The following is a 20,530-nucleotide window of genomic DNA, read 5'->3' as shown; positions in this document are numbered from 1 at the left end:
TTGGTGGTTTATATTATTTTTGAATCCAGATGCTTACAGAGCGGGCATTTACTTTAAAAACGGCCCTTCCGTTCTCATCTGATTTTATTTTATCTTTTCTCTGTTGAAGAAAATCGAAATATTCGGAATTAGCATTTTCTTTCCCCAGATCAATTTCTTTGGCCCTCTCACCGTTGTTAGAAATGATGATGATACATCCTCTGTGTTTTTCATCACCTTTTCTCATCCATGCAATGCAGTTCGGATCATCAAAATAGTTGATCTGCTCACCATGGGCAAATTCCTGCCGGGCTTTTAAAAGCAGTGGCAAAAGCTGAACTTTAGGCATAGAAACTTTAATTTCTTTGCCCTCTGACAAGTCAGTATATTCAGCGCCGTATAGGTCCGGATAGAAAATACATGGATAAGCATTTTCGTTCATAAGGATCAATGTGTAGGCAATCGGTTTAAACCAATCTTTAACGACAGATTCCAACGCCTGAAGCTTTTGGGTATCATGATTTTCTACAAATGACACTGAACATCTGGGATTCTGACTTAAAAGAGTGCCATCCAGAATATTTCTCAGATCATATTTCTCCTCTTCATTGGAGGCATTATAAAAATGGTAATGCAACGGAACATCAAAATAGCATAAAAGGTCTTCCATGAATTCAGAAAAGTCGTTGATTTTTACTACCTCATCTTTCCACAATTCCCCCATAATAAAAATATCAGGCTTAAGCTCCGTTTTTATGTAGATAATCCATTCTTTTAAAAAATCATAGGAAATATGTTTTAACGCATCAAGACGAAGTCCGTCTACTTTAGTCGTATCCACATACCATTTAATCCATCTTTTCATTTCTGTAACAACCTCCGGATTCCGGTATTCAACATCAGCACCCATCAGATAATCGTAATTTCCAAACTGATGACTGACAGAGTCATTCCATTCTTGCCCCGACGTATTGTGGATTTTAAAAACTCCCTGCTTTTCATTGTTGTCCTTAACAATAGTATCTATACCACTAAAACAGTGAAAATCCCATATGAAATCCGAGTATTTTCCATTTCTCCCGGGAAAAGTAAATTTCGTGAAAGCCGATGCTGAAAAAGAATCTCCTACCATTTCATTTCTGTTTTCTCCGTTTACTTCATGTACGATGATATCTTCTTTTTCATCCCCTCCTATCCTGTGGTTAAGAACGATATCCGCATACACCGACATTCCAATATCATGCGCTTTTTGAATTGCGGTAAGGTATTCTTCTTTTGTTCCATATCGTGTGGCTACTGTCCCCTTCTGATCAAATTCCCCTAAATCATATAAATCATATACATCGTAGCCTCTTCCCTCTTTACCCAGCCCGCCTTTTGTAGCAGGAGGAAACCATACGGCAGTTATCCCCAGTTCTTTTAGATCATCTGCTTTTTCTAAAAACTCTTTCCAAAGGTTTGCTTCATGATACCAATGGAAAAATTGCATAATAACTCCATTCATATCATTTATCCATTCACAATAAGTCCTCCGTTAGGATGTAAAACCTGCCCCGTAATCTGCGCAGATTCTGTACTGGCAAGGAATAAAAAACTGTAGGCAACCTCTTCGGGAGTTGCATTTCTCTCAAACGGAGGTTTGCTGGGATCCTCCTCTTCTTCACCAAAAGTTTCCTTGGTAAGAGGTGTTGCTACAGGTCCCGGTGCAACAGCATTGATCCTGATTCCTTTGGATTTCGACTGTAATGCCAGGGAACGGGTAAAAGATACGATTGCCCCTTTTGTAGCAGAATAGTCTACCAGTTCTTCGTGTCCCTGATAAGCCACCGCAGAGGTTGTATTAATAACACTTCCCCCTTCTTTCAGATAAGGGAAAACTACTTTTGTAAGCAGGATCATTCCGATAATGTTGGAATCAAATGTTTTTCTGATATTTTCTTCCTCCAATTGTTCGATATCCTCTGCAGGAAACTGAACTCCTGCGTTATTCACTAGGATGTCTATGCCTCCGAATTCTTCAGCAACCTTCGCTGCCGTCTTTTCACAAAATTCATAGTCATTGATATCTCCCCTAAAAAGGATTGATTTTCTGCCGATCATCATAATGTCATTCTGTGTTTTTTCTGCATCCTCATCATCAGCATGGTAAATGATGGCAATATTAGCTCCCTGTCTTGCAAACAACAAGGCGACCGCTTTTCCAATGCCACTGTCAGCTCCTGTGATAAGAACCGACTTGTTGTTTAATCTTAATTCTCCCATGATCTTTAGTGTTTTTCTGAAACCGGCTCCTGCATGGCACCCATTCTCTGAGCAGCCATGCTGTCCGTCGATACATTAAGCATCGCAACATTTAACTTATTTCTTGTCCCTGAAATGATCTTATCATCTCCTTTCATCAGAGCATTGAATCCATCCATGGCAACATCTGCCGGAGAGGAAAAATTTTCTTTATCTTCCATGATCTTGCTCCTGGTCATATCTGCTTTGTTAAAGAAATCCGTATCTGTCGGTCCCGGTAAAAGGGCTGTTACAGTAATTCCGGTATCCTTCAGTTCTTCACGGATAGCTTCAGACCATGATAATATAAATGCCTTAGTACCGTGGTAAACGGAATGCCAGGGCCCGGGAGATTTGCTTGCAATGGACGCCAGGTTTAGTATTTTTCCACTTCCTTTGGATATGCGATCCTTTAAAAATAGTTTAGTCAGGATCACCACCGATGTGATATTGAGGTTGACGATGTCTATTTCCCTGTGTATATCGGTATCCTGAAATTTACCATAAACTCCCTGGCCTGCATCATTAACCAAAATTTCCGGACTAATGGCGTTGGCTTTGAGTTCAGAGTACAAAGAATAAGCTTCATCCTGCAGGAAAAGATTTTTGGAGATAGGGATCACATTCACTCCGTAGCTTTTAAATTCTTCTGCTTTAATTTTGAGCTGATCATGATTTCTGGAAACAATAACCAGGTCATATCCGTTTTTGGCAAAAATTTTGGCAAGCTCATAGCCTATTCCACTTGTAGCCCCTGTAATGAGTGCATATTGATTTTTACGTTCCATAAATTTATTTTAATATTAAAACCTGGTTAAGCTCACTTTTAAAGCACCCTAGAATAAATTCGGTATAATATAACTGTGCATCCAATGCCTGAGTTTTAGGATGAAGTTCAAGCTTTTTACTCAGAACAATTTCTCCTTTGTATGAAAATGCGAAATATGAAAATATTTTATAGGATGAACTTCTCACCGGTGTACAATAACCTGTAGTTGCAATGGACCAGTCTGTATCAAATAATCTTGCGACACTCAGGGCCATGGTTTTGGCAATATTCTCAGATACGCAATCACATTCTTCGGCTTCTTTCTGATCCACATCCAGAAATATAACTTTCTGTGGTAAAGTGTAGGCGGTGATACCACCGTTATAGAATAGAGAAGCGTTTGGCATTTGTGAAAATGCAAGCTGTAATAAGCCTGATGTTACACTTTCTGCTACAGCAATTGTTTCTCCTGTTTTAAGTAAGGACTGGCTTATATATTGAAGCAAATTTTCTTGAAATTTCATAATCGTAAATTTTTAAGTGATTAATTGGTGTACCATGTCGTGTTTCATACTTTCCATGGGTCCAGGACGACTTTCACACAGCCATCTTCTTTTTTGTCGAAGATTTCATAGCCTTTGGCTACTTCATCCAGCCCGAGACGATGGGTGATAATATCATCGAGTTTTACTTCCCCATGTTCTACATGTTTCATCAGTCTGTCTATAATGGGATGTACAGGAGCCTGTCCTGCTTTTAAAGTGATTCCTTTATCAAAGATCTGTCCGAGTTTAAAATTATCGTAATTCACAGGATAGACCCCCAGAATAGAAACTGTTCCTCCACGTCTTACCGCACTCATACAGGCCTCCAATACCTTGATTGATCCCTTTTCAAAATTCAGGACGGCTTTTGCCCTGTCCAGCAAATCTCTTTCAGGTTCGAAACCAACAGCATCAATGCAAAGATCGGCTCCGCGCCCGTCCGTCATGTCCCTGATCTGTTCAATGGTATTTTTGGCATCTTCCCATAAAATGGTTTCACAGCCCGTCAGCCTTTTGATCTGATCCAGCCTGTACTGTAAAGTATCAATTACAATGACCTTTTTGGCATTATGAAGAATGGCGCTTTTTACCGACATGGAACCAACGGGTCCGGCCCCAAAGACCGCTACTGTTTCTCCACCTTTTAATTCGCCCCACATAACGCCGGTATAGCCTGTCGGGAAAATATCGGTAAGAAATAAAACCTGTTCATCGGTAAGGTTATCGGCTACTTTTCTGGGTCCGAAATGAGCATAGGGAACCCTTACATATTGTGCCTGCCCACCATCATAACCGCCATAAAGATCCGTATACCCGAATAAGCCTCCTCCTTTTTCGGTAAGGATTCCGCCTTCTGGTCCATAATGTTCCGGATTACTGTTTTCACAAGCACCCGGCAGATCGTGCTGACAAAAAAAGCAGCCTCCACAGGCAACGGGGAATGGAACAACCACCCGGTCTCCAATGTTCAGATGGGTGATGCCTTTACCCAGTTCCTCTACAATTCCCATAAATTCATGTCCCATGACCATAGGACGAACTTGTGGTAATCCCCCTGAATACATATGAAGATCACTTCCGCAAATGGCTGTAGAGGTTACTTTTAAAATGATATCATTTGAATCCTGAATAACAGGATCGTCTACTGTGTCGCAGGTAATTTTACCTGGTGCGTGAAAAACTGCAGCTTTCATAATGTAATATTTTGGTGTGATGCTGTTGTTGGTGTGTAGTATGAATTTCTAAGAATTCCTTTCCGTTTCCAGATGCCACACCCTATGACGGGCAATAGCGTCGATAAACCGGTCTTCTGAATTCTGATCCGATGCTTTTATAATCGCAGGGTCTTCGTGCTTTTTATGAGCTACATTAGAATTAGCATAAAGGTTATCCGTTCCAGCTCCAAAATAAAGAGCTTTACAGTGTTGATACGCTTCGTTTATAAAGTTGAGGACTGCATGTTTGTTTTCAGGGCTCAAAAGCTCTTTTTCAGACAGTTCTCCCGGACAAAGCAATAACGCATCAAAACATACACTCTTTGTACTGGTGAGAGAATGCTTGGGAATAAAAGAAGTACCATCATCAGCTGTCACGGGTGCTACGCTCGGACCTATGATCTGTACCTGAGCACCATTCTTTTCAAGAAGGTTTTTCAGCCGGGTTGTTGATTTAGCATCTGTTCCGTTCCCCATTATAAATCCAATGATCCTGCTTTTAATAGTATCTTTAACCGTATTTTCCATGCTTAAAGCGTCCGATTTCGCAATTTCAGGTTCCTTTTCTTTGCTTTGCAATTCTTTCGGATCCGCATCTGCCGGTATACTTTGATTGGGTTGCTCAGGTTTTTTAACTTTTACCCCTAATTTATTTGCTACAATGGAAGCCAGCTTTTCATCAATGAATGCTAGTTGACCCACTAACCTTTCCCTGATTGCAGGAATGGTTACTTTAGAAAGTTCAAAAATAAGAGCGTTTTGCAAATGGCGCTGTTCCGGATCAGATTGACTGTTATAGAACAGCTTTGCCTGGGAATAATGATCAACGAAACTCTTACTTCTGGATCTTATTTTAGCTCCTGAGACAGGCTCCTGATGAGAAACAAATCCGCCTTCCTTCATCATAGCCTGGAAAGGACATCCACCTCCTATAGAATTGGGTTCGTAGCTTACTTTTCCTTTAACGATCTGTTGTCTCATATGGCCGTCACGCTGGTTATTATGTACGGTATTTACAGATCTGTTAATAGGAATTTCATGGAAATTGGGTGAACCTAACCTGGATAACTGGGTATCTGTATATGAAAACAACCTACCCTGAAGCAGAGGATCATTACTGAAGTCTATTCCGGGAACAAGATGTCCGGGATGGAAAGCGACCTGTTCTGTTTCAGCGAAAAAATTATCAGGATTTCTATTTAAGGTTAAAGTTCCTACAATCTCTACGGGAACAATTTCCTCAGGAATAATTTTGGAAGGATCTAAAAGATCAAAATCAAAACGATGCTCATCTTCTTCAGGCACTAACTGTACCCCCAGATCCCATTCAGGAAAACTTCCCGATTCGATGGCCTCCCAAAGATCTCTCCTGTGAAAATCCGGATCTGCGCCTGAAATTTTCAAGGCTTCATCCCATGCAACAGAATGCACTCCCAGCCTTGGTTTAAAGTGAAATTTCACGAAATGGGATTTCCCTTCCTCATTAATCAGTTTAAAAGAATGGACACCGAATCCCTCCATCATCCTGAAACTTCTTGGGATGGCTCTGTCGCTCATCAGCCACATGATCATGTGCATGCTTTCCGGCATTAAAGAAATAAAATCCCAGAAAGTATCGTGTGCTGAAGCAGCTTGCGGAATTTCGTTATCGGGTTCCGGTTTTACGGCATGGATAAGATCAGGAAACTTTATAGCATCCTGAATAAAAAATACAGGCATATTATTCCCCACCAGATCATAATTTCCTTCATCTGTATAGAATTTTACAGCAAATCCTCTTACATCCCTTGCCAGGTCTGTGCTTCCCCGGCTACCTGCAACCGTTGAAAACCTCACAAAAACTGGAGTTTCTTTACCTATTTCACTTAGGAATCTAGCTTTCGTGTATTGGGAAAGACTTTTTGTTAATTTAAAAACGCCATGAGCTCCTGAACCCCTGGCATGAACTATTCTTTCGGGTATACGCTCATGATCGAAATGGGTGATCTTCTCCCTGAGAATAAAATCTTCCAGTAAGGTGGGTCCCCTTTCTCCTGCCTTTAGCGAATTCTGGTTATCATTAATTTTAAGCCCCTGGTTCGTCGTTAACATTTCGTTGTCGTTAGAGGTACTTAATGATTCCAGTTGTTCAATCTTTTGATTATTTTGTGCATCTTTTTTCATAATAGTGTAATTGTTGATTGGTGTTACTCCGAAGAGCTGTTATTCTATGTGATTTATTTCTCTGTCCAGACTATTGATAAGTTTCTGAAGATATTCTTCTTCTTTTAAGACCTTATAATAAGCTGTTTTAGCATATAATGTAAAATTCATATTCCCTGTTGTTTCATGAATATTGGGATGGGTTATTGAACTTTCATTTTGGTATCGGGTGATGGAAGCAATACATTCTGTTGTATAATTATCCAGTGTTGTTTTCAATTGTCCACAGCTGGCATTATGTTTTATTTTTTCCAAAGATTTCATAACAAATGCACTTACCCCATAGGTATTAATGATACCGGGAAATAAAGATTCATTCTCAAGGATATTATTTTTATCATAGAGGCCCGAATGTTTTAATGTTTCATTTTCAAATATCATAACCGTGAATTTTAAATTTCTGGGACTTTCAGATACTTGTCAAAATAATGCAGATCTTCTTTGTTCTTTATGGAAAGATAAAACATGAGCTGTTTCGGTTCCTTTGATCCAATACTGTTAAAGTCGTCAAAATGGCCTATCATGGCTCTGATGCTTTCGGTTTCAATATTCTTCACCGTAATAAAAACAAGAAAAATATTCTGTCCGATTTCCTTGGCATATACAGTGGCACTGTCTTCCAGCCATTTCCCTTTATTGGTAACCTCTTTAAACTGATCACATTGTATTGATTTGATTATCGCCTGGTAATTCATTTTGCTATAAGGTATTAAATAAGCCAGATCAATAGAAGCATCCATCTGGCTTATATAGGTAAATGTTTAATCTTCCTGCTCAGCATCAAAATTGATGTAGGTCTCAGCGATCTCAGTTAAGGTGTAATCTGTATCCTCTTCTTCTTCGAGGGTCTTTTCCAGAAGATCCGCTGCCTTATCATGTCCCATTGTTATAGCGAGCTGAGCAAGGCCACCATAGGTTGCTATTTCATAATGTTCTACTTTCTGCGCGGCAATAATTAAAGCGGCATCCCGGGTCATCGATCCGTCTTTGGTGGATTTTATAATCTCTTCTCCTTCTTTAATGATCCCTTTTATAGCTTCGCATTCTTTCTTTTCAGGCTTCTCATCGATTAATTTAAAAACCTTTTCAAGGCGGCTTACATGTTTTTTCGTCTGTAACTGATGATCTTCAAAAGCATCTTTCAGTTCCTCTGTCGTAGCGGCTTCCTGCATTTTTTCGAGAGCATCAATAATTGCATTTTCAGCAAAATAAATATCTTTTAATGCACTTACGAAAAATTGATGGAGGGAAGAATCTTTCATCTCCTTTTCATTAACAGAAGCGTTTCCTACTGTTATTTTCTTTTCAGGAGTTGTTGTAGCTGTATTGGTTTCTGATGTTTTCGTTGCCATAATGTGTGGTGTTTAATAGTAAAGATTGCCCCTTCTATCAGGGAAGGGACAATCTGATTAATAATATAAATTATGAATTACGTCTGCCTCCGAATCCTGATCTTCCGGAACCTGATCCCGAACCCGAAGATCTTCCACCTCCATGAGATGCCTGACCTCCCATACGGGCGATTCTTGTACGTTCAGCTTTGCTCATGGCAGCAAAACCTCTTCTTGAACTTCCGTTTCCGGAATTTGTCCCACGTCCAGAGGAGTTACCACTATTTGATCTAGAACCTGAACCTCTGGAACTACTATTGCTTGATGATCTGCTATTGGAACCGGAATTTCCAGATCTGGAACCCGAAGAAGACCTTCCACCTCCATGCGAAGCTTCACCACCCATACGGGCAATTCTTGTACGCTCAGCTTTACTCATAGATGCAAAACCTCTTCTTGAAGTTCCATTTCCTGATGAACTCCTTCTTCCTCCGGAACGTGATCCGGAATTAGAGTTGCTACGGGAACCAGAGCTACCTCCTCTTCCTCTTCCTGATGTAAATCGGCCCTGACTATCTCTTTGCTGATTTCCATTTCCTGACCTACCACGACCTCTGTTGCCACTGCCATTGTCATCGTCGTCGTCGTCATCATAATCCTCATAATCGTCATCTTCATAATCTTCATCTTCATCGTCGTAATCTTCATCATCATACTCCTCATCGTCGTCATCATATTCATTATCATAATAATCCTCATAATCTGAGAAATCATCATCATAATCCTCTTCTTCGGATGCATCGTTATAACCATGGTCATAACCTAATTGATACACTTCTTCAAGTGTTGATCTTGACTCATTGGATGAATTACCTCTTGAACTTCGATTGTTTGAATTTCTGGTGTTCATAACTTTAAATTTTTTGTAATTAATATTGCGTGATGTTATTAATTATTGGACGTGACTAGTATTGAACAACAATTAATGATTTGATGTTTTAAATAAATTGCACAGCAAAAAAAGGAGTAATTATTTTACTCTGGAAAAGGAATTACATTCCTTAGTTGTAAATTAGTATATCAAAGATAGGAGATTAAAATGCCTATTCTTATGACTTGAATCATGTTACTAATATAAAATTCGTCTATTTTCGATTTTAATAGAATTTTCTTTTTCCATTTTCTTTAACGTTCTGATAACAGTCTCTACACGCAACCCGGTAAGGTTGGCAATCTGCTGTCTCGTCAGCTCTATGGGAAATTCAAACTGGCAGTCATTCTCCGAATAGCTCTTCAGGTACTCCATGAGCCCTTTCAATCTAAATACAGGATTCTGATATGCCATATACTGGGTCATCAGTATTTTATAATATAGCCTTTGAGAAAGGCAGGCGTTCATCATTAAAGAAAGATCTGGATTTTTTTCCAGTAATTTCAGGAAGCTTTCTTTTGATATTCTTATAATTTGTGTAGATGTTAACGCCGTTGCGTTTGTTGGATATAATTTATCCAGAAAGAGTAATGGATCTCCAAAACTCTGGTTTTTTCCTAATATATTCTGGATAAACTCTTTTCCCTCTTCATTATAATTATTAAGCTTTACTTTTCCGTCAGCAATCTGAAAATAATAAAGCGCATGGTCACCTTCTCTGAAAATCAATTCCCCTCTTTTATATGTTCTATCTTCTGCACCAAAAGAATATAAAAGTTCCTGGTCAATGTTCATGCAACTTATTGTTTTCATTCTGTTTCCATTTGTACCCAGAAAAATACTAAAACTAAACCTTAGTACAAAATTTTTCTGTTTTCAATCTGCACGGTGCATTCTTTTTCCATTTTTTTAAAAGATCGTATGACTGTTTCTACACACAAGCCTGTAAGGTTGGCCATCTGCTGTCGGGTTAAAGGAATAGAAAATGAATAAGGGCTTTTGTCATTATGAAAGCTCTTCAGGTAATCCATCAAAACTTTTAGGCGTGTTATAGGATTAAGGGAAGATATATTCTGCATCATTACATATTTATAATAAAGCCTTTGGGATAAAAAGTTGCTGATTTCAAGATAGAGCTCAGGAGATTCCTCCAGCAATTGAAAAAAAAGATTTTTAGAAAGTCTCAGGATATTACATTCCGTCAATGCCTCGGCATTCATAGGATAAGGTTTATCTATGAAGAGAATAGACTCGCCACAGCATTGTCCTTCTGATAAGATGTTCTGGATAAATTCCTTACCATCTTCATTATAATTATTCAATTTTACTTCACCCTCTACAATCTGATAATAATAGTGTGCAAAATCTCCTTCACTAAAAATAAAATCCGAAGGACTATATTGTTTTGTCTCAGCTCCTATAGAATATAAGACGTTTTCGTTGATTACCATAATATTTAGTTTTTGGTATTATTATATAAACAAAGTTCACAAAAACACCCTAGTAAAATATTTTAATGGACCAATGCTTTTACAAGTGCAATAATTGCACCTATTGATTATTTTTTATGTTAATTATGATTTAATTAACTGATTGAAATACAAATTATTATATAGAAGTATTTTCGTAAATCTATCAACAAAAGGCATTCGTGAGATATCACGAATACCCATTTACTTGAAAGAATTTTTACATTAATTTGAAGAATTATCTCTTTTTATTTGTGGTAGAATCCTGTGCAGGCATAGTGGTTGTGCCGGATTGGGCAGTACTGTCTCTGGAAGGCAATGATGTAGTCATCGTGTCAGAGGCTGGAGGAACAGCTCCCATCGTATCCCCCGGAACTGTAGTTACCGTGTCAACGCCGTTATTCATCTGATTTTCCTTTTCTTTTTTGCAGCTCAGGATAAGTAAACCCATGATGCTTAATGATAAGATCAATTTCATAATATTTTTATTTTGTGGTGTGTGGTGTATATAATATAATTTTAAATAAAAATCAATCATATTTATATATGAACGATTATTTAATAATTATATTTCAAATCTACAGATAAAACATTCATGAATTTATGACTTCAATCATAAGGCTTTTTGTGTGAAAGTTTAATTTATAATATCATAATGCTTTACCAGAGTGATTTATATACAACAAAAAAGACTGCCTTACAGCAATCTTTTCTTGTTATACTATTATAAACCTTTTATTTTGCAAATTTTTTGGTCCCGGCAACACATAAAATCACACCAATTGTCACTCCCAGCATTCCTATACTTACAGGTTCATGAAGCAGATAGGCGGCCAATGCAAGTCCAAAAAACGGTTGTAAAAGCTGTAATTGCCCTACACTCGAAATTCCTCCCTGCGCAAGTCCTTTATACCAAAAAATAAACCCGATAAACATACTGAATAATGAAATATAAGCTAGGCCAAACCATCCCTGTCCGCTTACGGTTTCAATATGGTTGGGAAAATAGATGAAAAATAAAGGGATCATAAGGGGTAAAGCCAGTATCAGCGCCCAGGATATCACCTGCCACCCTCCTAGTCTTTTTGACAACTTAGCACCTTCCGCATAACCAAGCCCACATAAAACAACAGCGGCAAGCATCAGAATATCGCCAACAGGAGAAGCTGATATCCCTTGCGAAACAGCATATCCTATGACCAAAAGGCTGCCGGCAATAGAAAAAAACCAAAATACAGGATGCGGTCGTTCACCACCTCTAAGTACCCCGAATATAGCTGTTGCAAGAGGAAGCATTCCTAAAAACACGATAGAATGTGCAGATGTGATATATTGAAGGGCCAGAGAAGACAACAAAGGGAAACCAATAACACATCCCAATGAGACCAGAGCTAATGGGAATATCTGTTCCTTTACCGGACGTTTTTCTTTATATATCAGAATGACAGATAAAGCCAATACACCGGCAATGGTTGCCCGGGCGATCGTTACGAAAATTGGGTTCATATCCATTACGGCTAATTTTGTGGCCGGCAGCGAACCGCTGAATAGCAATACTCCGATAAATCCGTTGATCCATCCGCTAAGAGCCTGATCTTTTGAAATTTTATTCGTTATCATTTTATATTTTATTATAAATCAAAATTAGAGAGGAAAAATAAATAAACACAGTCTCAGTTTTGTATATTTGCATGAGCACAGTTTAAGATATGAGTAAAAATTTTTTGTACACAGAGATCACCAATGGTTTTGTTTCACAGATTACAAGCGGCGTTTTGAAGCCTGGTGACAAGCTTCCGTCGGTAAGAAAATTATGCCTTGAGCATCAGATTAGCATGAACACGGCAAAGCGTGTATTCCTGGAACTGGAATCCATGTCACTCATTGAATCCAAACCACAGTCCGGATATTTTGTAAGTCAGTTACTTTCGGTAAAGCTTCCGCTTCCTGAAGTCAGCAGGCCATCACTGATTGCCAATAATAACGAACCCGATGAACTCATCAGTAAAGTGTATGAAAATATGGGAAAGAAAAATCTTACCCTTTTTTCCATAGCAATTCCATCCGGAGAATTATTACCGCATGCAAAACTTAAAAAGGAAATCATCCATGCCACACGGGAGCTTGAATATGGAGGCGCAGAGTATGAGGAACTCCAAGGGAATTTAAAATTAAGAAGAATGATCGCCCAAAGATCTTTATCCTGGGGCGGAAACTTTAGCGAAAATGACCTTGTGACGACCAACGGTGGAATGAATGCTTTGTCATTTTGTCTGATGGCTTTAGGAAAACCGGGAGATACAATAGCTATAGAAAGCCCATGTTATCCGGGCATCTTACAACTGGCTACCGGCTTTGGACTTAAAGTATTGGAATTGCCTACCCATCCTGCCCATGGAATTGAAATCGAATCCCTGAAAAAAGCTATTCCTAAAATTGACATCTGCTTATTGATCCCTAATTTCAATACTCCTTTAGGAAGCTGTATGTCTGATGAAAATAAAAAAGAAGTTGTAAAACTTCTTGCCGAAAATAACATTCCGCTTATTGAAGATGATGTGTACGGGGATATTTATTTCGGAACACACCGTCCGAAATGCTGTAAATCCTTTGATACTGAAGGAAATGTTTTGTATTGCAGCTCTATCTCAAAAACGCTTGCCCCGGGTTATCGTGTAGGATGGATTGCTCCCGGAAAGTACAAAGACAAAATCCTCAAACTCAAACTTCTTCATTCCACCTCTTCTATTTCTATTGTAAATGAAGCCGTTGCTAATTTCTTAAAAACCGGGAAATACGAAAAACACCTTCAGGAACTACGGAAAACCCTGCAGGCTAATTATCAGAATTATGTCCAGACCATTGCGCAGCATTTTCCGGAAGGAACCAAAACAAGCAGGCCACAGGGAGGGCTTTCCCTCTGGGTGGAATTCGATAAAAAAATACAGACCCGGAAATTATACGACCTTGCCATTAAGCAAAGTATAAGCATTGCACCGGGAAGAATGTTCAGTCTCCAGGATCAGTTTGAAAATTGTATGAGAATGTGTATCGGGCTTCCCTGGTCAGAAGAAACCCAACAAAAGTTAATAGAGGTAGGAAAAATGGCTAAAATGATTGAGAGGGAATCTTAATCAACAACAAAGTTTTTCCTCGCTAATTCCTTTCTTACACGGCTCAGGCTTTCAGGGGTAATTCCTAAATAAGATGCGATCATCCATTGTGGTACCCGTAATAATAAATCCGGGTACATTTTAATGAATTTAAGGTATCTTTCTTCCGCAGTCTCACCTAATAATGAGCTGATCCTGTCCTGAAGACTTCTGACGTGCTTTTGTAAAAGAATATCCCGTCTTTCTGCACTGTCCGGAAACTGGGAGACCAGTTTGTTAAAAAAGTCCGGATGAAGAAATAAAACTTCGGAATCCTCCACAGCCTCTATATAATACACCGATTGTTCGTTAAAGTAAATACTGGTGCGGTCAGAAATCAGCCAGCTTTCAGGGGCAAATTGTATGATGTGTTCTTTTCCGTTCTTATCGATAGAATACATCTTTAAAAGCCCTTTTTCTACAAAAAATACATAGCGGCAAATTTCGCCGTATTGAAGAAGGAACTGGTTCTTTTGAACTTTTTTTACTTCATAGTGCAAGCTACAGCCATTAACCTGTTCTGTGGGAACATTTAAAACCTGAGCTAGGTAGTTATTAATATTCTTCATTGTGCGATTTGGGTTATTGATATATTCTGATGCGAAGCATTATTTACGGCTTTTCCGTTTTCTACTACAATCAGTTGAGGACTTTGATGGGTTACATCAAGATCTTCTGCAATCTTATTGGAAATAGGTCTGTATGCCAGCAAATCAAGAAAATATAAATCTGCATTGGTTCCGGCATCCTTAATTTCCGATTCAAAATTCCTGAGCACCGTCTTACTGATAAAACAACTGGTAGAATGTTTGAATATGGCAACCCTGTTATGGTATGATCTTTCTATAGCTTCTGCGAGATCTTCCTCGGATTCTATTTTTTTCCAGAAAGATTTCTGTTCCGGTTTCTCTTCTTTCCCGCCAAATATTTTATCAAAAAAACTCATACATTAAATTGTTTTAGGTGATGATCGAGATGTTTATACTCCAGAAAACCCCAGTCTTTCTCTCCCATTTTTCCAAATAGAACATGCTTTTCAGGCAGGTTATCTTGGGTATAACATTCCCAGTATTCATTCATTGTTTCTAAGAGTCCTTTTCTGGCCTCAGTAAAATCACATTCAAAATTAACGATAAGTTTTCGAAAAGTAGGCATATTTCGGGGAATTCCGTTATTAAAGACCTGCATTTCTATTTTAGTGAGCACTCCTATTGTCTCAAAAAGGGGATTGATAGTTGAAAGCCAGGTTTTTCCCAATGCAATGCCAAGAATAAGGTCACAATGTTTTAACATTTGAGCAACATTCATCTTACCCCATTTTCCTGGAGAATTTTCAGTAAGCATAGAAACCCTGTTGAGGATCTCATCAAAATAGATTCGGTTATGCAGACTCTTTTTTACCAACCTCTCTCCTTCTTCAGATTTTCAATATGAGTAAAATGATGATTGCAATGCCAGCTATAAAATGCCAGATAGCTTCTAAGGTCATAATCCTGATGGTTTTCAGGATGATGAAATGTTCTTTCGAATTGCTTATTCGTGAGTGTTTTAAGGAGGATATACCATCTTTCGTGAGTTCCTTTGATCATTCTCATTGCCGGTTTCACAGGAGAACTTCTGCTGTCCTGGAGTTCAGCCCATTTTGCCTCTTCATAAGGTTTGATGGTTGGATTATTTTCCGTTAAAGCCAATTTAAAACGAATGAAACTATTAATATGGCTGTCTGCAATATGATTGACAAGCTGTCTTACCGTCCATCCACCTTCCCGATATGGGGTATCCAATTGATCATCCGAAAAGTTTTCAATCAGATTTTTCAGTTTGGCAGGAAAGTGTTTGATCACTTTTATATATTCATCCAATTGGATATCATCGATGCTTTCCGGCTTTTCAAATGGTCCGATCGGATATTTTTTTAATTCTAAATTGCTCATTTTTAATTATCGTGGTTAATATGTTCTTCATCCTTTCAATAAATAACAGAAAGGTTTTTGCCCTTCCGGAATTTTTTCTAAAATTACTACAAGAAAAGCTATCAGCCAACAAAAAAATAGGGATTAACGGGATAAAATAAAACGCCTCAATTCTTAAAAAAAATTGAAGCGTTTTTATTGTTTCTAATAACCGTGAAGATCGATTCCTTCCGTCCTTTGCAATGTCACTTTTTTACCCATTTTCTTTTGAATAACCCTGAAATGTTGCAACTCATCATCCGTGAGGATTGAAATGGCGGTACCTTTTTCATTGGCTCGTCCCGTCCTTCCGATACGGTGAATATAATCCAAGGGTGAACGTGGTAGCTCATAATTGATCACACAAGGCAAAGACTCAATATGAATGCCTCGTCCCAGTAAGTCCGTAGCAACCAAAATCTGAGCACCGTTTACCTTGAACTCTTCCAGATTATTTCGTCGGGCACCCTGTGACTTCTGACTGTGAATGGCTACTGCCTTAATTTTATTCTTTTTAAGCTTTTCAACCAGTTTATCTGCTGACTTTGTTGAAGATACAAATACCAAAGCTTTTTCAACCTTTTTCTCTTTGATTAAATAACGCAGGAAAGGCCCTTTATGTTCAGGAGAAACATGATAAGCCAGCTGCTCGATATTATCAATTTCAACCGCTTCCTTTTTTATTTCAATAATAACGGGATTATGAGATAAACGTTCTTTTATTTCAGAAACTTTATCATCTACAGTTGCTGAAAACATAGTCGTTTGTTTCATCACCGGCATTAAAGCAAAAAGCTTATTCATTTCGTCACCAAATCCAAGCTGGAACATTTTATCTGCCTCATCAATCACCAGGTGCTTTATTTCTGAAATGCTCAAAGCTTTATGTTCTATCAGGTCCAATAAACGTCCTGGGGTCGCAATAAGGACTTCTACTCCGAACATTCCTTTCATCTGAGGGTTGATAGAAACTCCACCATATACTGCCATCGTACGGATATCACGTTTCAGGTTTCCGGTAAAGGCTCTGAAAACTTCATCAATCTGGATTGCCAGCTCACGCGTAGGAACCAATATTAAGACCTGAATATTACGGTCTTTCTTAACTTCTGCATTCTGTAATTTTTCTAAAATAGGCATCACAAAACAAGCCGTCTTTCCGGAGCCGGTTTGTGCAATTCCCATCAAATCCTTTCCCTGTAAAATAACAGGAATAGCTTGCTCCTGAATTGGAAATGGCTTTAAATAGCCTAGCTTTTTGACAGATTGAATAATATTGTGCGATAATCCCAAAGACTCAAATGACATAAATACATATTTGCTGCAAAGATAAACTATTGATATTTGGTTTACACCCGAACCGGATTATTAATTTTACAGGTGAATGAGTCTGTTGGGATAGAAATTAATTATTTAAAAATTTAATCTATAATCAAGGACCATTTTCTGTGATGAACTCATCCATTGACAATGGTGAATTCTTTCATAAAGTGTCGTTTTGTCCGATAATTCGTGTTTGGACAATTTTTTGAGTATTAGTTTTTGTAAATTTATCAAAAATTCGAGATTTAAATATGAAAAAAGCACTAATAATAGTAGATGTTCAGAATGATTTTTGTGAAGGTGGAGCTTTAGCGGTTCCGGGAGCTAATGAAATTATTCCTTATATCAATCTTTTAATGGAGGAAAACGAATATGACCAAATTGTTTTAACCCAGGATTGGCATCCCGCAGACCATAAAAGTTTTGCCAGCAACAATGGAAAAAAAGTAGGAGAAAGTATTATTTTAGGTGGTGTTCCGCAATTTATGTGGCCGGATCATTGCATCCAGGGAACTTTCGGAGCAGATTTTCATAAAGATCTTAACAGGGATAAAGTAACCCATATTATTCAAAAAGGAAAGAATACCGAAATTGATGCATATAGCGGTTTTCAGGACAATAATCACTTTATGAAGACCGGATTGGATGACTTCTTAAAATACCATGACATTCAGTTATTGGAAATCGTCGGTCTGGCAATGGATTATTGTGTAAAGTTCACCTGTACAGATGCTGTAGCAAACGGATATGTTACCTGCCTTCATTTTAACGGAACACGCGCGGTTAATGTAAAACCGGATAACGGTAGAGACGCCATTTACGAAATGATCCAGAAGGGAGTTACTGTTTTAGGATAGTCTTTTATTATCATAAAAATAAAAAAGCACAGTTAATTACTGTGCTTTTTGTGTATCGATTACACCGGAATGAAATCAGTATAAATGACACAAATAGTTTTTACTGAATGGTATTAAATAAAAAAGCGTGGTTATTCTTTTACCACGCCTATATTTTTCAGTTTAAAAACCTTTTTGATCAATTAAAAATTAATCTCTAAAGCATTTTTAAATTGTTAACTTCTAATTCCGTAAGAATTCTCCAATGACCTCTTTTGATATTTTTCTTTGTTAAACCGGCAAACATCACCCTGTCTAAAGCTTCCACTTCATACCCTAATCTCTGGAATATCCTTCTTATGACACGGTTCCATCCGATATGGATCTCAATTCCTACCTCATTTTTAGGCTTTCCTTCAATAAACGAAATCTGATCTACCGTAGCAACGCCTTCATCCAGACGGATACCTTCAGCAATCAGTTTCATATCTTCATGTGTCAGTTTTTTGTCCAGTGTTACATGATAGATCTTTTTAGCATCAAAAGACGGGTGTGTCAGTTTTTTGGTCATATGTCCGTCATTTGTTAAAAGAATAACACCTGTTGTGGAACGGTCCAGTCTTCCAACCGGGAATACACGATAAGGAGACGCATTTGCAACAAGATCCATTACCGTTTTTCTGGCTTTATCATCTTTTGTAGTGGAAATATATCCTTTCGGTTTATTCAGAAGGACATAAACAGGTTTTTCAGGAGTAATATTTTGTCCGTCAAAAACTACTTTATCACTTTTCTGAACCTGATAGCCCATTTCAGTAACCACTTTTCCGTTTACTTCTACAAGACCCTGTGTGATCAGTTCATCTGCTTCCCTTCTGCTGCATATTCCTGAATTGGCTATATATTTGTTAAGACGGATCGTATCTTTATGGACATCTTTTTCGATCTTGCTCAATCTTCTTTTCTGTACAAAAGATCTTGCTTTATCCTCATCTCTGTCATTGCCCGATGAAGGTCTTCTACCATATTTTAAGCTGCCTCTCTCATATTTATCTCTTGCATCAAAACTTTTCCCTCCTCTTTTAGGACCTGGTTTTCCATAGGTCTTTTTTTCTCGTCCTTCACTTTGATTGGTAATATAAGGTGTTCTCTCAGGTTTTGATTTACCTTCTTCAGCACGTCCTTCAAAACTTTCCTCACTCCTCTTAAACTTCAAACTGCTGCTTTTGTGATCAAAATTTCTCTCTCCTGCTTTAGGAAAAGATTTCTTGAAAGAACCTGATCTTGAAGAATTTCCAGATTTAGAAGCACGAGAATCATCAGAATTTTTTCTGGTTGAAATTCTTGGTCTTTGTGGTTTCCCTGATTTATTATTATCTCTGCTCATTCTAAATATTTTTGCAAAGATAGTAATTTAGTTACGAGTTAAAAATTAAGAATCATAACTTTGCAATATTGTTCTACAATTAAATATATATTATTCCAGAAATGATAACACTATTAAACGATCAGTTTTCCCAGCTTAATGATTTTTTGCATGGAAAATCTTTCAGCAAAATTTTCATATTGGTTGATGAAAATACACATGAATATTGCCTTCCGGTACTTTTAGGCAATATGGAAACGGATCTTGCTTTTGAAATCCTGGAGATAGAAGCGGGTGAAGAAATGAAGAATATTCAGACTGCCAATCAGCTTTGGGAGATTTTAACGGAAATGCAGGCAGATAGAAAAGCTCTGGTTATAAACCTCGGTGGTGGTGTTATTACCGATATGGGCGGATTTGTTGCCTCAACCTATAAAAGAGGGATCCAGTTCATTAATGTTCCAACTACTCTATTATCGATGTGTGATGCCTCTATTGGAGGAAAAACAGGTATTGACCTGATGCACTACAAAAATATGGTAGGTACCTTTACCTTTCCTGAACAGATTTTTGTATACCCTAAGTTCTTAGAAACACTTCCCTTCAAAGAATTACGAAGTGGTTTTGCTGAAATGCTGAAGCACGGGTTAATTGCAGACCGTTTACATTGGGAGAACCTGATCAAAATACAAAAGCTAGATGTAGAATCAGTACTACCACACATTCAGACCTCGATGGCGATCAAACAGGATGTTGTAGATCAGGATTTTCATGAAAAAAATGTCAGAAAAACTTTAAATTTCGGACATACAATCGGTCATGCTATCGAAAGCTCCTGTCTTGAACAGGGAAATCCAGTTTTACATGGAGAAGCAGTAGCTGCCGGAATGATCTGTGAAGCACATCTTTCTCACCTTGAAAAGTTAATTTCAAAAGAAGATTCGGAAATGATCATTGACCATATCAAAAGGTATTATCCATACCTGGATATCAGTGATTTTAGCGATGAAAATCTGATGTCTCTATTATTAAACGACAAAAAGAATACGGAAAAGAAGATTAATTTTTCTTTGCTTTCCGGAATAGGATCGTGTGTTTTTGACCATGAATGCAGCCAGGAAAATATTGAAAAATCACTGCATTTTTACAGAAAACTGAATGATGCATAACATGCCTGTTTA

Annotated in this window: 23 protein-coding genes; 3 read left to right on the top strand and 20 right to left on the bottom strand. The window is 38.0% G+C overall.

The window, feature by feature from the left end; genetic code table 11:
- Positions 1–13: 13 nt before the first annotated feature.
- From MTQ00_RS04990 to MTQ00_RS04925, 14 genes are all read right to left on the bottom strand, one after another.
- Positions 14–1,483 carry an alpha-amylase gene (locus MTQ00_RS04990; RefSeq protein WP_273647953.1) on the bottom strand — a complete coding sequence of 490 codons (1,470 nt, stop codon included), beginning with the start codon at positions 1,481–1,483 and terminating at the stop codon, positions 14–16.
- 5 nt (positions 1,484–1,488) lie between these two features.
- Positions 1,489–2,241: an SDR family oxidoreductase gene (locus tag MTQ00_RS04985; RefSeq protein WP_194304268.1), complete on the bottom strand. Its 753-nt coding sequence runs from the start codon at positions 2,239–2,241 to the stop codon at positions 1,489–1,491.
- A 5-nt stretch (positions 2,242–2,246) separates the two neighbouring features.
- Positions 2,247–3,047, bottom strand: a complete 801-nt coding sequence (locus MTQ00_RS04980; protein ID WP_273647952.1) for an SDR family NAD(P)-dependent oxidoreductase — start codon at positions 3,045–3,047, stop codon at positions 2,247–2,249.
- Between the two features lie 4 nt (positions 3,048–3,051).
- Positions 3,052–3,552, bottom strand: a complete 501-nt coding sequence (locus MTQ00_RS04975) for a CinA family protein (protein WP_273647951.1) — start codon at positions 3,550–3,552, stop codon at positions 3,052–3,054.
- A 44-nt stretch (positions 3,553–3,596) separates the two neighbouring features.
- Positions 3,597–4,766 carry a zinc-dependent alcohol dehydrogenase gene (locus MTQ00_RS04970; protein ID WP_273647950.1) on the bottom strand — a complete coding sequence of 390 codons (1,170 nt, stop codon included), beginning with the start codon at positions 4,764–4,766 and terminating at the stop codon, positions 3,597–3,599.
- Positions 4,767–4,814: 48 nt separating this feature from the next.
- Positions 4,815–6,950, bottom strand: coding sequence for a catalase (locus MTQ00_RS04965; RefSeq protein ID WP_273647949.1), 2,136 nt, complete (start codon positions 6,948–6,950; stop codon positions 4,815–4,817).
- Between the two features lie 39 nt (positions 6,951–6,989).
- A complete protein-coding gene (locus MTQ00_RS04960; RefSeq protein ID WP_273647948.1) occupies positions 6,990–7,370 on the bottom strand; it encodes a hypothetical protein in 381 nt (126 codons plus the stop codon).
- Between the two features lie 11 nt (positions 7,371–7,381).
- Positions 7,382–7,729 carry a hypothetical protein gene (locus MTQ00_RS04955; protein WP_273647947.1) on the bottom strand — a complete coding sequence of 116 codons (348 nt, stop codon included), beginning with the start codon at positions 7,727–7,729 and terminating at the stop codon, positions 7,382–7,384.
- A gap of 21 nt (positions 7,730–7,750) precedes the next feature.
- Positions 7,751–8,341, bottom strand: coding sequence for a ferritin-like domain-containing protein (locus MTQ00_RS04950; RefSeq protein ID WP_172282913.1), 591 nt, complete (start codon positions 8,339–8,341; stop codon positions 7,751–7,753).
- Between the two features lie 70 nt (positions 8,342–8,411).
- Positions 8,412–9,230 carry a KGG domain-containing protein gene (locus MTQ00_RS04945; protein ID WP_273647946.1) on the bottom strand — a complete coding sequence of 273 codons (819 nt, stop codon included), beginning with the start codon at positions 9,228–9,230 and terminating at the stop codon, positions 8,412–8,414.
- Between the two features lie 219 nt (positions 9,231–9,449).
- Complete coding sequence (locus MTQ00_RS04940) at positions 9,450–10,064, bottom strand: Crp/Fnr family transcriptional regulator (protein WP_273647945.1); 615 nt, start codon at positions 10,062–10,064, stop codon at positions 9,450–9,452.
- Positions 10,065–10,105: 41 nt separating this feature from the next.
- Entirely contained in the window at positions 10,106–10,702 is a 597-nt protein-coding gene (locus MTQ00_RS04935) for a Crp/Fnr family transcriptional regulator (RefSeq protein ID WP_273647944.1), read from the bottom strand.
- Between the two features lie 256 nt (positions 10,703–10,958).
- A complete protein-coding gene (locus tag MTQ00_RS04930) occupies positions 10,959–11,198 on the bottom strand; it encodes a hypothetical protein (protein WP_273647943.1) in 240 nt (79 codons plus the stop codon).
- Between the two features lie 257 nt (positions 11,199–11,455).
- A complete protein-coding gene (locus MTQ00_RS04925) occupies positions 11,456–12,340 on the bottom strand; it encodes a DMT family transporter (RefSeq protein WP_273647942.1) in 885 nt (294 codons plus the stop codon).
- A gap of 89 nt (positions 12,341–12,429) precedes the next feature.
- Here MTQ00_RS04925 and MTQ00_RS04920 point away from each other — a divergent pair, with 89 nt between their 5' ends.
- Complete coding sequence (locus MTQ00_RS04920) at positions 12,430–13,854, top strand: aminotransferase-like domain-containing protein (protein ID WP_273647941.1); 1,425 nt, start codon at positions 12,430–12,432, stop codon at positions 13,852–13,854.
- On the opposite strand, the gene MTQ00_RS04915 is transcribed toward MTQ00_RS04920, so the two are convergent.
- The 5 genes from MTQ00_RS04915 to MTQ00_RS04895 form a co-directional block, all read right to left on the bottom strand.
- Positions 13,851–14,441 carry a Crp/Fnr family transcriptional regulator gene (locus tag MTQ00_RS04915; protein WP_172282926.1) on the bottom strand — a complete coding sequence of 197 codons (591 nt, stop codon included), beginning with the start codon at positions 14,439–14,441 and terminating at the stop codon, positions 13,851–13,853. The two genes, MTQ00_RS04920 and MTQ00_RS04915, sit on opposite strands and share 4 nt — an antisense overlap.
- Positions 14,438–14,818 (bottom strand): bacillithiol system redox-active protein YtxJ, encoded by a 381-nt coding sequence (ytxJ, locus tag MTQ00_RS04910; RefSeq protein WP_273647940.1) that lies wholly within the window; start codon positions 14,816–14,818, stop codon positions 14,438–14,440. The genes MTQ00_RS04915 and ytxJ overlap by 4 nt, the downstream gene beginning before the upstream one ends.
- Positions 14,815–15,276, bottom strand: coding sequence for a DUF1569 domain-containing protein (locus MTQ00_RS04905; protein WP_228457030.1), 462 nt, complete (start codon positions 15,274–15,276; stop codon positions 14,815–14,817). Before MTQ00_RS04905 ends, ytxJ begins: the two co-directional genes overlap by 4 nt.
- Entirely contained in the window at positions 15,270–15,806 is a 537-nt protein-coding gene (locus tag MTQ00_RS04900) for a YfiT family bacillithiol transferase (RefSeq protein WP_172282930.1), read from the bottom strand. Before MTQ00_RS04900 ends, MTQ00_RS04905 begins: the two co-directional genes overlap by 7 nt.
- Positions 15,807–15,989: 183 nt before the next feature.
- On the bottom strand, positions 15,990–17,132 hold the full coding sequence (locus tag MTQ00_RS04895) for a DEAD/DEAH box helicase (protein WP_172282932.1): 1,143 nt from the start codon (positions 17,130–17,132) through the stop codon (positions 15,990–15,992).
- Between the two features lie 266 nt (positions 17,133–17,398).
- Here MTQ00_RS04895 and pncA point away from each other — a divergent pair, with 266 nt between their 5' ends.
- Positions 17,399–18,004 (top strand): bifunctional nicotinamidase/pyrazinamidase, encoded by a 606-nt coding sequence (pncA, locus tag MTQ00_RS04890; RefSeq protein WP_172282934.1) that lies wholly within the window; start codon positions 17,399–17,401, stop codon positions 18,002–18,004.
- Between the two features lie 196 nt (positions 18,005–18,200).
- Here pncA and MTQ00_RS04885 read toward each other — a convergent pair whose 3' ends face one another.
- Positions 18,201–19,370 carry a pseudouridine synthase gene (locus MTQ00_RS04885; RefSeq protein ID WP_273647939.1) on the bottom strand — a complete coding sequence of 390 codons (1,170 nt, stop codon included), beginning with the start codon at positions 19,368–19,370 and terminating at the stop codon, positions 18,201–18,203.
- A gap of 101 nt (positions 19,371–19,471) precedes the next feature.
- On the opposite strand from MTQ00_RS04885, the gene aroB reads away from it, so the two are divergent.
- Positions 19,472–20,518, top strand: a complete 1,047-nt coding sequence (aroB, locus tag MTQ00_RS04880; RefSeq protein WP_172282936.1) for a 3-dehydroquinate synthase — start codon at positions 19,472–19,474, stop codon at positions 20,516–20,518.
- Positions 20,519–20,530 lie beyond the last annotated feature (12 nt).

Source organism: Chryseobacterium sp. B21-037 (assembly GCF_028570785.1).
Taxonomy (GTDB): domain Bacteria; phylum Bacteroidota; class Bacteroidia; order Flavobacteriales; family Weeksellaceae; genus Chryseobacterium; species Chryseobacterium proteolyticum.
This window is presented reverse-complemented; position numbering and strand designations above follow the sequence as displayed.

Coding starts and splice junctions, on each gene's coding strand:
- MTQ00_RS04975 (WP_273647951.1), bottom strand. CDS start 3,552: ATGAAATTTCAAGAAAATTTGCTTCAATATATAAGCCAGTCCTTACTT.
- MTQ00_RS04885 (WP_273647939.1), bottom strand. CDS start 19,370: ATGAGCAGAGATAATAATAAATCAGGGAAACCACAAAGACCAAGAATT.
- MTQ00_RS04940 (WP_273647945.1), bottom strand. CDS start 10,064: ATGAAAACAATAAGTTGCATGAACATTGACCAGGAACTTTTATATTCT.
- MTQ00_RS04935 (WP_273647944.1), bottom strand. CDS start 10,702: ATGGTAATCAACGAAAACGTCTTATATTCTATAGGAGCTGAGACAAAA.
- MTQ00_RS04930 (WP_273647943.1), bottom strand. CDS start 11,198: ATGAAATTGATCTTATCATTAAGCATCATGGGTTTACTTATCCTGAGC.
- pncA (WP_172282934.1), top strand. CDS start 17,399: ATGAAAAAAGCACTAATAATAGTAGATGTTCAGAATGATTTTTGTGAA.
- MTQ00_RS04990 (WP_273647953.1), bottom strand. CDS start 1,483: ATGAATGGAGTTATTATGCAATTTTTCCATTGGTATCATGAAGCAAAC.
- MTQ00_RS04900 (WP_172282930.1), bottom strand. CDS start 15,806: ATGAGCAATTTAGAATTAAAAAAATATCCGATCGGACCATTTGAAAAG.
- MTQ00_RS04985 (WP_194304268.1), bottom strand. CDS start 2,241: ATGGGAGAATTAAGATTAAACAACAAGTCGGTTCTTATCACAGGAGCT.
- MTQ00_RS04970 (WP_273647950.1), bottom strand. CDS start 4,766: ATGAAAGCTGCAGTTTTTCACGCACCAGGTAAAATTACCTGCGACACA.
- MTQ00_RS04925 (WP_273647942.1), bottom strand. CDS start 12,340: ATGATAACGAATAAAATTTCAAAAGATCAGGCTCTTAGCGGATGGATC.
- aroB (WP_172282936.1), top strand. CDS start 19,472: ATGATAACACTATTAAACGATCAGTTTTCCCAGCTTAATGATTTTTTG.
- MTQ00_RS04920 (WP_273647941.1), top strand. CDS start 12,430: ATGAGTAAAAATTTTTTGTACACAGAGATCACCAATGGTTTTGTTTCA.
- MTQ00_RS04955 (WP_273647947.1), bottom strand. CDS start 7,729: ATGGATGCTTCTATTGATCTGGCTTATTTAATACCTTATAGCAAAATG.
- MTQ00_RS04915 (WP_172282926.1), bottom strand. CDS start 14,441: ATGAAGAATATTAATAACTACCTAGCTCAGGTTTTAAATGTTCCCACA.
- MTQ00_RS04895 (WP_172282932.1), bottom strand. CDS start 17,132: ATGTCATTTGAGTCTTTGGGATTATCGCACAATATTATTCAATCTGTC.
- MTQ00_RS04980 (WP_273647952.1), bottom strand. CDS start 3,047: ATGGAACGTAAAAATCAATATGCACTCATTACAGGGGCTACAAGTGGA.
- MTQ00_RS04945 (WP_273647946.1), bottom strand. CDS start 9,230: ATGAACACCAGAAATTCAAACAATCGAAGTTCAAGAGGTAATTCATCC.
- ytxJ (WP_273647940.1), bottom strand. CDS start 14,818: ATGAGTTTTTTTGATAAAATATTTGGCGGGAAAGAAGAGAAACCGGAA.
- MTQ00_RS04965 (WP_273647949.1), bottom strand. CDS start 6,950: ATGAAAAAAGATGCACAAAATAATCAAAAGATTGAACAACTGGAATCA.
- MTQ00_RS04960 (WP_273647948.1), bottom strand. CDS start 7,370: ATGATATTTGAAAATGAAACATTAAAACATTCGGGCCTCTATGATAAA.
- MTQ00_RS04950 (WP_172282913.1), bottom strand. CDS start 8,341: ATGGCAACGAAAACATCAGAAACCAATACAGCTACAACAACTCCTGAA.